This is a genomic window from Massilia sp. CFBP9026 (genome assembly GCF_034045165.1).
GTDB classification, from domain to species: Bacteria; Pseudomonadota; Gammaproteobacteria; order Burkholderiales; family Burkholderiaceae_D; genus Telluria; species Telluria arenae.
Map to the genome: position 1 here is coordinate 97145 of NZ_JAXCWH010000009.1, position 12916 is coordinate 110060.

8 protein-coding genes are annotated in these 12916 nt (G+C 67.6%); 2 read left to right on the plus strand and 6 right to left on the minus strand.

The annotated features are described in order from the left end of the window. Positions 1–106 precede the first annotated feature (106 nt). Positions 107–1042, plus strand: coding sequence for a helix-turn-helix domain-containing protein (locus SOM28_RS20955; RefSeq protein ID WP_123068559.1), 936 nt, complete (start codon positions 107–109; stop codon positions 1040–1042). Here SOM28_RS20955 and SOM28_RS20960 read toward each other — a convergent pair. From SOM28_RS20960 to SOM28_RS20975, 4 genes are all read right to left on the minus strand, one after another. After that, the gene (locus tag SOM28_RS20960) at positions 1029–2333 is read right to left on the minus strand and encodes an MFS transporter (protein ID WP_320469329.1); all 1305 of its coding nucleotides are present in this window, start codon (positions 2331–2333) and stop codon (positions 1029–1031) included. The genes SOM28_RS20955 and SOM28_RS20960 overlap by 14 nt on opposite strands. Continuing rightward, the gene (locus SOM28_RS20965; RefSeq protein ID WP_320469330.1) at positions 2330–4732 is read right to left on the minus strand and encodes a family 20 glycosylhydrolase; all 2403 of its coding nucleotides are present in this window, start codon (positions 4730–4732) and stop codon (positions 2330–2332) included. Before SOM28_RS20965 ends, SOM28_RS20960 begins: the two co-directional genes overlap by 4 nt. 50 nt (positions 4733–4782) lie before the next feature. Further along, positions 4783–7422 (minus strand): TonB-dependent receptor, encoded by a 2640-nt coding sequence (locus tag SOM28_RS20970; protein ID WP_320469331.1) that lies wholly within the window; start codon positions 7420–7422, stop codon positions 4783–4785. A gap of 244 nt (positions 7423–7666) precedes the next feature. Continuing rightward, positions 7667–9046 carry an HD-GYP domain-containing protein gene (locus tag SOM28_RS20975; protein WP_320469332.1) on the minus strand — a complete coding sequence of 460 codons (1380 nt, stop codon included), beginning with the start codon at positions 9044–9046 and terminating at the stop codon, positions 7667–7669. A 158-nt stretch (positions 9047–9204) separates the two neighbouring features. On the opposite strand from SOM28_RS20975, the gene SOM28_RS20980 reads away from it, so the two are divergent. Beyond that, positions 9205–10800: an FAD-dependent oxidoreductase gene (locus SOM28_RS20980; protein WP_320469333.1), complete on the plus strand. Its 1596-nt coding sequence runs from the start codon at positions 9205–9207 to the stop codon at positions 10798–10800. A gap of 95 nt (positions 10801–10895) precedes the next feature. Here SOM28_RS20980 and SOM28_RS20985 read toward each other — a convergent pair whose 3' ends face one another. Both SOM28_RS20985 and SOM28_RS20990 read right to left on the minus strand, forming a co-directional pair. After that, positions 10896–11441: a hypothetical protein gene (locus SOM28_RS20985; RefSeq protein WP_320469334.1), complete on the minus strand. Its 546-nt coding sequence runs from the start codon at positions 11439–11441 to the stop codon at positions 10896–10898. Positions 11442–11624: 183 nt separating this feature from the next. Beyond that, positions 11625–12764, minus strand: a complete 1140-nt coding sequence (locus SOM28_RS20990; protein WP_320469335.1) for a serine hydrolase domain-containing protein — start codon at positions 12762–12764, stop codon at positions 11625–11627. Positions 12765–12916 lie beyond the last annotated feature (152 nt).

Sequence of the window (12916 nt, forward strand, 5' to 3'; positions counted from 1 at the left end):
GTGGATACACACAGTTCGCCATGTCCAGGCGTTTGGCCGCATAATTGATTCAGTTTTGTAATGACATTATGCGATGTCCGCTCCCGCCCCTCCCAGCGTCTCTTCCATGCCACGCACGCGCATCGACTCGCGGCCCGCCGGGCGGGCTACGGCGCGCGATTCGCGCCTGTACGAGGTGATGGACCTGATGCTCGATTCGGTTGGCGACCCGCTGGCCCTGGGCAGCCTGGCCGCCTCGGCCAGCTATTCGAGCTACCACTTCGACCGCATCTTCCGCGAACTCACCGGCTTCTCGGCGGTCGAATACCAGCGCAAGCGCCGCCTGCGCCGCGCCGCCCACCTGCTGCGCCACGAGCCGGACGTGCCGGTCGGGCGCATTGCCCAGGATTGCGGCTTCCCGTCCAACGCGGCCTTCTCCAAGGCCTTCCGCCAGCAGTTCGCGATGTCGGCCAAGGAGTGGCGCGACGGTGGGTGGCGCGCCTATATGGACGCCCAGGTCGGGCGCGAGAGCGACGTCAGTTTCTTCGTGGCCGAGCCGAGCAACCTGGCGGCCCTGCAGGCGCCCTACTGCCCGCCCGAACCGGGCAGCATCGCCGCCCGCGTCACGGTGCGCAGCCTCCCCGCCGTCAGCCTGCGCTACCAGCGCTTCTTCGGCCAGTCGGGCGCCGCCCTGTCGCTGGCCTGCAATGCCTTCATCTGCGAGCGCGAACGCTCTAGCCTGGCGCGCGGCACGGCCTGGTATGGCGTGTTCGACGAGGATCCCGGTTTTACGGGCGAGCGCGAATACTGCTATGACTTCGGCCTCAAGGCCGATGAGCCGGACGACGACCCGACGCTCGGCCTGCGCCTGCTGCCGGCCGGCAGCTACGCCTGCCTCGATTTCGACGGCGACTGGCCGCGCTTTCGCGCGATGTACGAAGACTGGCTCGAGCGCCAGGCCGTATGGCGGCTGGACGCCACCCGCCCGCATATCCAGAAGGTCGAGCGCGATGGCGCCGGCGGCTGGCGCGGCTGGCTGGCGCTGCCGGTCAAGAAGCGCTAGAGGCGGACTTTTCCCCGGGCGCGATCCGCATGAAGCGGCTCAGCACCAGCACCGGCACGCTGGCCAGCAGCACCCACAGGAAGAAATCGCGGTAGCCCAGCGCCTGCTGGATGTCGCCGCTGATCGTGCGGAACAATACAAAGCCCAATTGCATGAAGCCGGTGCCCAGCGCATAGTGGGCGGCCTGGTAGCGACCGCTGGCCACCACCTGCATGATGAACAGGATCACGCCGACGAAGCCGAAACCGTAGCCGAACATCTCGATCCCCAGCAGGCCGACGATCAGCGGCATCGACTCCGGTTGCGCATGGCTCAGGTACCAGAAGGCGGCGTTCGGCAGGTTCATGGCCAGGATCAGGATCGGCAGCGCGCGCTTGAGGCTCAACCATGCGGTGAAATAGCCGCCGGCGATGCTGCCCACCAGGAAGGCGGCGGTGCCGACCGTGCCGTAGGCCCAGCCCACTTCGGCGGTGGTAAGCCCCAGGCCGCCGACCTCGCGCGCATCGCGCAGGAACAGCGGGCCGATCGACTGGATCTGCCCTTCACCGGCGCGGAACAGGATGATGAACAGGATCGCCACCCAGATGCCAGGCTTGGCGAAGAAGGTCTTGATCACGTCCAGCAGGGTGGCGCCGATGGCGCCCAGGCTGCGCGCCGTACCGCCCACCTTCGGCGTGGCCGGCAGCGCACGTATGTGATACAGCCCGAGCAGCGCCATCAGCCCGCCCAGCAGCAGGAATACCGCGGTCCAGGCGGCCTCGATGCCGAAGCGCTGTTCCAGCGCCCCGGCCAGGATCAGCAGGCCGCCCAGTGAGATGAATTTAGCGGCATTGAAGAAGGCGCCCTGCCAGCCGGCATAGGCGGCCTGCTCGCGCGCATCGAGGCTGGCGATATAGATGCCGTCGGCGACGATGTCGTGGGTGCTCGAGGCCAGCGACACGATCGCCAGCAGTGCGATGCACAGGGCAAACCACATGGGCAGCTGCAGCGCCAGGGCCACCAGCGCCAGGCAGGCGCCGCCGATCAGCTGGCAGGCGACCACCGCCAGGCGGCGGCTGGGGGCGAGCTCCATGAACGGACTCCACAAGGCCTTGAAAGCCCAGGCCAGGCCCAATAAACCGGTCCAGCGCGCGATCTGGTCGTTGGGCACGCCCATACTCTTGAGCATCTGGCCCGCCACCAGCGCCACCGCGTAGAACGGCAGGCCCTGGGCCAGGTACAGGGTCGGGACCCAGGACAGCGGATGGCGGCGTTCGATCTTGGCGACGGGAGCGTCGTTCATCGCGGTCATGGCAATTCCAGGTTCAGGGTAACGATGCGGCTGGCGCGGCCACGGGTGTCGACGCTGGCCAGCTTCACGCTGCGGCTGCCGGCGAGCGGCACCGGCGCCGTGTAGCGCGGGCTGTGGGCGCCGGGCGCGCTGCCATCCAGAGTGTAATGCACGGCCAGGCCCGGCAGGGCGATATTCGCCTGCAGCCGGCCCTCCCTGACCACCGCGCCGGGCGGTGGCAGGCGGTAGGCCCAGGGTTGTGGCTGACGGTCCAGGCGCGGCAGCTCACGCTGGCCGAGGCGGTTGGCGAACTCGTTCCAGTCGGCGGCCAGTTCATCGGGATGCTTCCAGCCCGGATCGGCGCTCCAGGCCCGTTCGGCCAGGCCGATCAGGCGCGGCAGCGCCAGGTACTCGACCCGCTCGCGCGAACGCGCATTCTCGCCCCACAGCTGCCCTTGCAAGCCCTTGATGCGCCCGCGGCCCGCGGGGTCGAGCGGTGCCAGCGCCGCCACCCGCTCCGGCGCGGGCGCGCGGCCCATCGCGTCATGCTGAGGCAGCAGCGGCGCATCGAGGGGAACCATGCCGAACGGCTCACGGGCATCGACGAAGCCGGCCCAGTAATAGCCCGGCTCCTGAGGATGCTTGGCGTAAGCGAAATCGAAGTACAGGCTTGCAGCGCTGGAGAGCACCACCTCGTGGCCGGCATTGGCCAGGCGGTTGGCGCAGTCTTCCTGGCCTGAACCCCAGCCGTTGTTCCAGACGTAGACGTCTGACTCCTGCCCTGCGCCGTTCGAGGTCAGCGCGGTCTCTTCCCAGCCGCTGAAGGCGATGCCGTGACGCGCCAGGATCGCGCGGCAGCGCGCCTGGAAATCGTCGCGTAACTGGCGCGCCTCCAGCCAGCCGTGTGCGCGCATGCGCGCCTGGCAGGCCGGTGAGCCCAGCCAGGCGCCGACCGGCACCTCGTCGCCGCCCGTGTGCAGCACGTGCAAGGGTGCGCCGGCTTGCCGGTACAGCGCCGCAACCTCGGCGACCACGGTGTCGATGAAGCGGTCGACCGAGGGCAGCGCGATGCACATCACGTTGTCGTGCCACAGCTGCACCGATTCGTAGACCGAGGCGTCATTTGGATCGCTCAGCAGGTACTCTTCGGCGCCGGCGGCATCGCCCGCCGCCATCAGGCGCGCATGGCGCACCCGCATCGCCTCGACCGCCGCGCGCGCGTGGCCCGGCATATTGAATTCGGGGATCACCTCGATGTGCAGGCGCTGCGCGTGGCGCAGGATGGCCACGAATTCGTCGGCCGTATAGAAGCCGCTGCCGCCGGGCGCATGCGTGTCGGCGCCGGAGCCGAACGATGGCGGCAGGCAGGGCTGCTCACCCGGCGCGGGCACGCCGCGCCGGGCGCCGACCTCGGTCAGCTCGGGCAGCGCGGCGATCGCCAGGCGCCAGCCTTCGTCGTCGGTCAGGTGGAAGTGGAAGCGGTTGAGTTTATAGGCCGCCATGCAGTCGAGCAGGCGCAATACCGTGTCGACGCTGGAAAAGTGGCGCGCCACGTCGAGCATCATGCCGCGGTAGGCGAAGCGCGGCGTATCCACTACCCTGCCACAAGGCAGCGTGCCGTCTGGCGCCAGGAGCTGGGCCAGGCTTTGCAGGCCGTTGAACACGCCGTGCGCGCCGGCGCCGCGGACCAGGACGAGGTCGGGCGCGATCTCCAGCAGATAGGCTTCGGCTTCCATCCCCGGATGGGTCTCGAGCACGATGCGGGCGCCGCCTTCGCCATCGGGCAGCGTTGCCAGGAGCGAACGCAGATACGCCGCCTCGTTATCGAGGTCCGCGCCGCTGTCGATCGGCGTCGAGCGTCGGAGTACACAGCTGCGCGCATCGAAGCGCGCCATGCGCGGACGCGGCGTGATGCGGCCAACAGCCTCCTGGTCCAATAGCGACAGCGCCTCGTTCTGCGCATGACGCCAGGCCGCATCGGCCGTCGGCAGCAGGTCGCCGCGCATGCGATGGCGCTGCTCGGGCAGCACGAAGGGCGCGATCTCGGGATCGCCCAGGTCGAACGCCCTCCCCGCCGCATCCAGCAGATAGAAACCCAGGGGCGCATCGGTGATGCTGATTGCCCAGTGCAGGGACTCGTAGACGATCTCGTATTCCTGGCCGGGCAGCCATTCGCCCCCGTCCGGCAGCTCCAGGCTGAACAGGTCGCCGTTCAGGTGCGTGGTGCGAAAACCTGCGCTGACCGTCTCGGGCAAGATCTTGCGGCAGGTGTTGAAGCACAGGGTCCAGCCTGACGCGATCGCGTCGCGGCCATCGTTGCGCAGCGTGAGCCGCGCCGTGAACGCGTCGTCGCGCGTGAAGTTGGAGAGGCATTCCCAGGCGATCGCGATCGCCGGGCCGCCGTCTGGTCGGTACGTCATGGGATGTATTCCAGGTTGGGGAGGCGCGCGCGGCGCCTCCCCTTGGTGACTTACAGCTTGCCGCGCAGGCCGAGGTAGAAGGTGCGGCCGTTCGAGTAGAAGGCGCGCGGCCGGTCCTCGTTTTCGGCGTACATCTTGATGGTCTCGTTGGTGAGGTTCAGCGCATCGAAGGTCAGCGTCAGCTTGTCCGTCAGCTTGACGTTGACCGAGGCCGCCAGCGACGGCATGTCGTCCACGTGCTGGCTGGCGCCGCGGTCCACGCCGGCCTTGTACTTCGAGCGCCAGTTGTAGGCCAGGCGCGCCGAGAAGCGCTCATTCTCGAAGTAGCCGGTCACGTTATAGGTGTTCTTCGAAGAGTTGAGCAGCTCGCCGCCATCGTCCAGCTCACCGTCGGCGTAGGTGTAGTTGACCAGCATGCCGAAGTTGTCCAGGAACGGCTGCTGCCAGCTCAACTCCACGCCCTTGTTCTTGCCGCTGGTGTTATAGGGCGACGTGATCAGGTAGTCGGTGAAGGTCTCGCGCTTGTTGTTGTAGTAGTTGCCGGTCGCCGTGCCCTGGGCCACGATCGAGCGCAGGTCCATGTAGAACAGGCCGGCCGACAGCAGCGCCTTCGGCGCGTAGTACCACTCGGCGCCGATGTCGAAGTTGGTCGAGCGCACCGGGTCGAGGTTCACGTTGCCGCCGCTGCCGCTCAGCGCGTCGTCGTTGAGCGAAACCGAACCGCCCAGCGCGCTGTAGTCGGGCCGCGCGATGGTCTTGGCCAGCGCGGTGCGCAGGGTCAGGTCGGGCGTCACGTTGTACTTCAGGTTGGCGCTCGGCAGGTAATCGCGGTAGGTGCGCTCGAAGGTGGTCGGGGTATAGGGACCGAAGGCCGAGCCGGTGATCGGCGTCGGGCCGCCCGGCAGGTTGACCACCGTGCGCTGGCGCGTCTCGATCGCGCGCAGGCCGATATTGCCGCTCCAGCCGTCGCCGCCGAAGTCGACCATGCCGTACAGCGCCGTGGTCTTCTCGGCCACCTCGAATTCGTTCATCCAGTTATGGCGCAGCACGTAGTCGAGCAGGCGGTTGCCGGGGATCGCGCCCCAGGCGCCGAGCGCCGCGCCGTCGTACTTGAAGTAAGGGATGCCGCTGTAGCCGCCGATGTCGCTGCCGAAATCGCTCGGGTACATCTGGCCGCTCCAGGCCGGCTGCGGATTGGTGAAGCCGACCGGGCCGGGACGGGTTTCGAGCGGATGCTCGGCGGTGCGCTTGTGGTCGGTCCAGCGCGCGCCGAAGCGCAGCGACTGGAAGGTCGGATTATCCAGGCGCAGCTCGCCGTCGAGCTGGGCGTATTCTTCCTTGTCCACCGATTGCGATTCGCCGCCGCCAGCCCAGGCGGTCGAGCCAGGCACGGCGGTGTTGCCGCCGGGGTAGCTGACCGAGGCCGGCGACAGGCCGTTCAGGGCGTAGACCATGCCGCCATCGACGTTGTTCTGGTAATAGACGTCGTCGCGGTCCCAGCCCACGCCGTGGGTCTTGCCGACTTTGCCCGACAGGCTGAAGCGTTCGCTGACGCGCCACTTGCCGTTGAAGTCGAGGTACCACGATTCGCCGCCCGCATCCGGACGGTAGATATTGTCGACCTCGCCCGCATTGCGGGTGAATCCGGCGCCCACCAGGGTGCCGTTGCGCACCACCGGATTGATCGGGATCAGGCCCAGGCTGTTGATCGAGTTGGCCGGCGCCGCCAGCGAGTTGGTGTTCTGGTGCGGCGCTTCCAGTTTCGAATAAAAGCCGTTCAGGTCCAGCGTCAGGTCTCGGTTGGGACGCACCTCGATGTCGAAGGCGCCGCCTTCGCGTTTCTTGGTCTGCTCGAACAGGGCGGCGCCGATAAAGGTCGGCACCACCACGCCGGCCAGCGCCGGGTTGGCGATGGCCGCCGCGCTGGTCCCGCTGATCGGGGTGTAGCCCAGGATTTCCTGGCCGTCGCGGCGCACGCTGGCCTTCTCGGAGAAGCCCTGGAGCAGGATGCCGGCGGTGTTGGCGGCGTTCTTCCAGCTCACCAGGCCCGACAGGTGCGGCTCGGTCTTGCCCGACAGGTCATTGTAGTTGGCCTGCACCGAACCCTCGACCGTCAGCTGCTGCCTGAAGTCGAGCGGACGGCGCGTGATGACGTTGATGGCGCCCGAGACGCCGCCTTCGACCAGGTCGGCGGTGGGGCTTTTCTGGACCACGATCGAGCCCACCAGCTCGGACGGCAGCAGCGAGAAACTGCTGGAGCGGCCGACGTTGCCGCCGATCTGGTTCAGCACGAACCAGTCGCCGGTGCTGATCGCATGGCCGTTGAACAGGGTCTGCTGCAGGCTGGGGCTGGTGCCGCGCAGGCTGACGCGGTCGTTCTCGCCGAAGCCGCCCTCGCCGCCGGCGGACGATTGCGTGTTCACGCCCGGCAGGCGCTGGATCGCATCGGCCACGTTTTTATCGGGCATCTTGCCGATGTCTTCGGCGGTCACGACCTCGACCACGGCATCGGCGTTGCGCTTCTGGCGCAGCGACTGCTCGAGGGCGGCGCGCACGCCGGTCACCACCACGGTCTGCGGTCCGGCAATGGGCGCCTCTTGCGCTTGTGCCTGCCCCATCGACATCGCCACCCCTGCCACCGCCGCCGCAATCGCGGTGCGCTGGTACTGCCGTGCCATCAACTCGTTCATGTGCTTCTCCAAAGCCAGATTGGTTGTTCTCACCCGCGGTCGCGACTTCCTGGACGTTCGGGCGTCTCTTGATGTCTATTTATGAAACACATTCTGGCGGCATCCAACGCACTGGTTTTGTCAAATCTTGCTATCCAATCTGCAATTTTTCATCGTGATGACATCTGCATGTGGCAGGCTGAGGCGCGCGTACGCCTTCCCGCCCGGCCGGGCAGGAAGGCATACGACTGGCGAGAAGAGAAGATCAGGCGGCGGTGAATGCCGCCTTGGCCATGGCGCGCTTGAGCGCGTCGAAGCAGGCGGGGTCGAGCGCGGTCCCGACCGTCTTTTCCATCATCTCGAGCGCCTGGGGAATCGGGATGGCGCCGCGGTAGGGACGCTCGGCGGTGATGGCGTCGAAAATATCGGCGGTGGTGATGATGCGGGTTTCCAGGCGAATCTCTTCGGCCGCCAGGCCGCGCGGATAGCCGCCGCCGTCGAGCCGCTCGTGATGGGCGCCGGCGATCGCGGCCAGCTCGGAGAACGCCGCGATGCGGCCGAGGATGGTCTCGGTGAACTCGGCATGCTGGCGCACCGCGTCCCACTCGGTGCGGTCGAGCGAGCCCGCCTTGTCGAGCACGCTGTTGCTGACGCCGAGCTTGCCGACGTCGTGCAGCAGCGCACCACGCTTGAGCCAGCGGCGGCGCTGCGGCGACAGGCCCAGCGCTTCGCCGATCATGTCGGTGTACAGCGCTACCCTGGTACTGTGGCCGCTGGTATACGGGCTCTTGGCATCGACCACCTGGCCAAAGGCGGCGGCGATATCGTCCAGGTAGTCCTCGTCGAGCGCGACCTCGTGGCCGGCAGGCTCCAGCGCCAGGATGTCGCGGTCGATCCCGGGGCTGGCCAGGATATCCCAGAACGCATCGTCTTTTGCACAGGCTTCGAACGCCGCCACCAGGCGCGGATCGAACCAGCTACCGGCCCGCGCGCCGGCTTCGCGCAGCGCCGCTGCGCGCCCGCCGGCGGTATGGAACACGTCGATCACCTGGGCCAGCAGGGCGATGCGCGCAATGACCGGAATGGATTCGCCAGCGAGCTGGTCCGGCTTGCCCTTGCCGTTGAAATGTTCGTCGAGCGAATAGATGCCTTGCGCTACGCCCTCGGGAAAACGCAGCAGGCGCGCGATGTCGGCGCCGCGCTGGCAGCGGGTGGCGATCAGGCCCTGTGCGATCTCGGGACCATCACGCAGGATCGTCATCACGCTGCGAAAGCGTTCCGCCAGCCCGGCCTTCAGCCCGGTGTGCTTGAGCACGAAGCCCAGCACCTGCGGCAGGCTGTCGCCCACGGTCTTGAAGTCGCGCTTGAAGTCCAGGTCGTCGGTGAGATAGAGCTCGCAGATGCGGGCCGCGTTGCTGCTGCAGCCGAGATCCTTCAGCAGCAACGCGTAATACAGTTCCCACAACTGCGGCTCGGAGAGGCCGGCGGCGCGGCCGATGTGCATGCCAATCCAGCAACAACGCACGCAGTGTCCCGCCGGCTGGCCCTCGGTGATGTCGAGCGCATAGCTCAGCGCCCCGATCAGTTCGGAGAGCTTCATGGCGCTAGGCAGCAGGGTTTCAGGGGGAACGGCGAGCGGCTTCATTTTAATTCCGGTATGCAATAAGAGTGGATACTAAGCCATAAAAGTCGCGATGCGCACGCCCTCCGCCAGAAATCCCCTGCGATGCGGCAACGACGCCACATCGTGCACCCTGCTTCGTGTCGGCGCGCTAGACTGGCTTTCACAATTGGCGGAAATCGGTGGACTTGATCATGCGCGGCGCGACCAACGGCAGCTCGACTTCGCTCTGGATGGACACCGCCACGGTGCCCGTCTTCCCCCCGCTCGTGGGAGCGCAGGAGGCCCAGGTGTGCGTGATCGGCGCCGGCATCGCCGGCCTCACCGCCGCCTATCTGCTGGCGCTTGAAGACAAGGACGTGGTCGTCGTCGACGCGCTCGGCGTCGGCGCCGGCGAGACCGGCCGCACCGCCGCCCATTTCTTCCCGCCCGACGAGTGGTACCACGGCATCGAGCGCCGCTTCGGCCGGGCCCAGGCGCGCCTGGTGGCCGGCAGCTATGCCCATGCCCTGCAGATGGTCGAATCCATCGTGCGCACCGAAGGCATCGCCTGCGAGCTCGAGCACCTGGACGGCTACCTGGCGGCCCGGGATGCGGGCGACAGGCCGCGGCTCGAACGCGAATGCGACGCCGCGGTGCGCGCCGGCGTGCAGGCCGAGATGGTTGCAGGCGTGCCGGGCCTGGGGTTCGAGAGCGGTCCCGCCGTGCGCTATCCGGGCCAGGCCCAGTTCCATCCGCTCAAATACCTCGACGGCCTGGCGCGCGCCTTCATCCGGCGCGGCGGCCGCATCCATGGCGCCAGCCACGCCCACCGTATCCGCGGCGACCAACGGCGCCAGGTCGTATCCCTCGACCATGGCGAGATCCGGGCGCGGGACGTGGTGGTGGCCACGCACACGCCGTTCAACGACCGCGTCGTGATGCATACCAAGCAGGCCGGCTACCGCAGCTATGTGATCGGCCTGCGGGTGCCGCACGGCACGCTGCCGCACTTGCTGCTATGGGATCTTGGCAGTCCCTATCACTATCTGCGGCTGGCGTCCGGCATCGACGGCGACGAGGTGCTCATCGTGGGCGGGGCCGACCACAAGACGGGCCGCGATGCGCATCCCGGCCACCGCTACGACGAGCTGGAACGCTGGGCCCGCGAACGCTTTCCGACGGCGCGCGAACTGGCCTGGCGCTGGTCGGGCGAGGTGATGGAACCGAGCGACGGCCTGGCCTTCCTGGGCCGTAACCCGATGGACGACGACAACGTCTACCTGATCACGGGCGACTCCGGCAACGGCATGACCCACTGCACCATCGGCGCCATGCTGGTGACCGACCTGATCATGGAGCGGCCGAATCCCTGGACCGCGCTGTACGACCCGGCGCGCAAGCCCGTGCATGGGCTCGGGGAATTCGCCAGCGCTCAGGCGCATGTGGCGGCGCGCTACGGCGACTGGCTGCGCGGCGGCGAAGTCGATTCGGTGCAGGCGATCCCGCCAGGCGAAGGCGCGGTGCTGCGCGACGGCTTGCGCCGCGTGGCGGTGTATCGCGATCCTGACGGGGAACTGCATGCGCTCTCGGCCAGGTGCACCCATCTCGGTTGCGCGGTGCACTGGAACGGCGCCGAGCAGTCCTGGGACTGCCCCTGTCACGCCTCGCGCTTCGATATCGAGGGCAATGTGCTGCACGGCCCGGCGCCGACGCCGCTGGCGAAGGTCGCGCTGGCGCCCGGCGACGCCCCGCCGCCGCAGGACAGTCACGGCGGTGCGCGGCGCGGCATGCCTTAGCAGGTCACGTGCGTAAACGCGAACACCGGCGCGAGCCGGTGTTCGGGATGGCGGCCGGGGACGCCGCCGTTATTGCTGAAGCGCTATCGGCTGGATCAGTAGCCGCGGCCGGTGGTGCCGGTCGTACCGGTGGTGCCAGTCGTACCGGTGGTGCCGGTGGCGCCAGTCGTACCCGTGGTGCCCGTGGTGCCGGTCGAGGTGCCGGTGCGGCCGGTGTCATCCATGGTGCCGGTGGAACCGCTGGTGCCGGTACCCATCGATCCGCTCGAACCGCTGGTCGTGCCGGTGGTACCGGTAGTGCCCGTGGTGCCGGTCGTACCCGTGCCGGTCGTGCCCATCGTACCCGAGGTGCCGCTGCTGGTGCCGGTTTTGCTGCGGCGGTCGCGGTCACGCTGGGTCTGCGTATCGGTGCTCTGCATGCTGCCGGTCGCGCCGGTCGATGAGCTGCCGCTGGTCTGGTCGCTCATGGTGCCGGTGCGATCACGCATCGGGTCGGTCTGGACGGTGCCGATCGGGCTGGTCGTCGAGGTGCCGGTGGTGGTGCCGGTGGTGCTGGTCTGGGCGTGGACCGCAGTGGCGCCGAACATGGCGGCGGCAACCGAAGCGCCGAGCATTCCTTTGAGTAGCGTATTCATTTTCATGGTGTTCTCCTCGATGTAACTGATATGTCAGGGGCGATACCCGGTGCAGATGCCACAGTCGGTGGCGTGCTGCGTCGAGTGAGGAGTCCAGCTTACGGTCAAGCTACGGATGGGAGCGCACGGTAGCCGCGCGGAAACACATCATCTTCTTTTAATTTTCATTATCTCGTCCTTATCTTTCGCTTATTGCAGAGCTCCACGGACGACCTGAGCAGAGAGCGTACCGAGCTGCGTGTATAGCGGCAGCACCACGCTGCCGTCGTCCGGATAGACCCGGTTCGACAGGAAAACATAAAAACTTTGTGACTGCGGATCGACCCACAGGATGCATCCGGTGAAGCCGGTATGGCCGTAACTGCCGAGTGGATAGAGATCGCCGCGCGGACGCTTGGCATACGGCGAGTCGATGTCCATGCCCATGCCTCGCAGCGCCGCGATGCCGGGCGGCGACTGCACCGTCGTCAACAGGCGCACGCTTTCCGGTTTTAATATCCGCACACCATCCAGCGCGCCATTGCCCAGCAGCATACGGCCGAAGCGGGCGACGTCGCCCACGGTCGAGAACACGCCGGCCGAACCGGCCACGCCGCCCATGCGGCGCACGGTTGGATCGTGCACCACGCCTTGCAGCGGCGCACCCGGCGCCAGGTCGCCGTGGGCCGTCGGCAGCTGTGCCGCATCGCTGGCGCCGCGCTGGGTCGGCGCGATGCGCGCCGCCGGCATGCGTTCCAATGGGCGGTAGCCGGTGTCGGCCATGCCCAGTGGGAAAAAAATACGCTCCTGGGCAAAGCGGTCGAGCGGCATGTCCGCCGTGCGCTCGACGAGCAGGCCCAGCAGGATGTAATTGATGTCCGAGTAGCGGAAGAAACTGCCCGGCGTATGGGTCACCGACTGCCCACAGGCCAGGGACAACGCCGCCGCCTTGCCCTGCCACGCCGGCTTCGCCGGCAGGCCGGACTTCAGGCCCGACACATGCGTCAGCAGGTGCCGGATCGTGATCGCTTCCTTGCCGCCGCCGGCACATTCGGGAAAATAGCGTATGAGCGGCGCCTCGAGGTCGATCTTGCCCTCCTCGGCCAGCATCAGCACCGCCGGCGCCGTCACCAGCACCTTGCTCAGCGAGGCTGCATCGAATACGGTCGCGGGCGTGACGGCGGCGGCGTCCTCTTCGTAGCTGAGCCGGCCGTAACCGCGTTCGTACCGCGCACCGCCGCGTTCGAGGTGATACACCGCGCCCGGCAGCTTGCGGGCGGCGATCGCGGCTTCGATGGCGTGGTCGACCGCGGCTACGCGTTCAGGATTGAATGGGGGTTCGGAGGTCATGGCACTCGGCTGGTGGGCGCAGCCGACGAGTAGCATGGCGGCAGAGAAGGTGGCAGAACGCAGGCGAAAACAGTGTCGGGGCATCATGAAGAAATAGTAACCCAAGCAGCGGCCCCGGCGTTTTTGGGTGGCCGCGCACGCGCTTTTTCGCA

Coding starts and splice junctions, on each gene's coding strand:
- SOM28_RS20955 (WP_123068559.1), top strand. CDS start 107: ATGCCACGCACGCGCATCGACTCGCGGCCCGCCGGGCGGGCTACGGCG.
- SOM28_RS20975 (WP_320469332.1), bottom strand. CDS start 9,046: ATGAAGCCGCTCGCCGTTCCCCCTGAAACCCTGCTGCCTAGCGCCATG.
- SOM28_RS20990 (WP_320469335.1), bottom strand. CDS start 12,764: ATGACCTCCGAACCCCCATTCAATCCTGAACGCGTAGCCGCGGTCGAC.
- SOM28_RS20970 (WP_320469331.1), bottom strand. CDS start 7,422: ATGAACGAGTTGATGGCACGGCAGTACCAGCGCACCGCGATTGCGGCG.
- SOM28_RS20965 (WP_320469330.1), bottom strand. CDS start 4,732: ATGACGTACCGACCAGACGGCGGCCCGGCGATCGCGATCGCCTGGGAA.
- SOM28_RS20960 (WP_320469329.1), bottom strand. CDS start 2,333: ATGACCGCGATGAACGACGCTCCCGTCGCCAAGATCGAACGCCGCCAT.
- SOM28_RS20985 (WP_320469334.1), bottom strand. CDS start 11,441: ATGAAAATGAATACGCTACTCAAAGGAATGCTCGGCGCTTCGGTTGCC.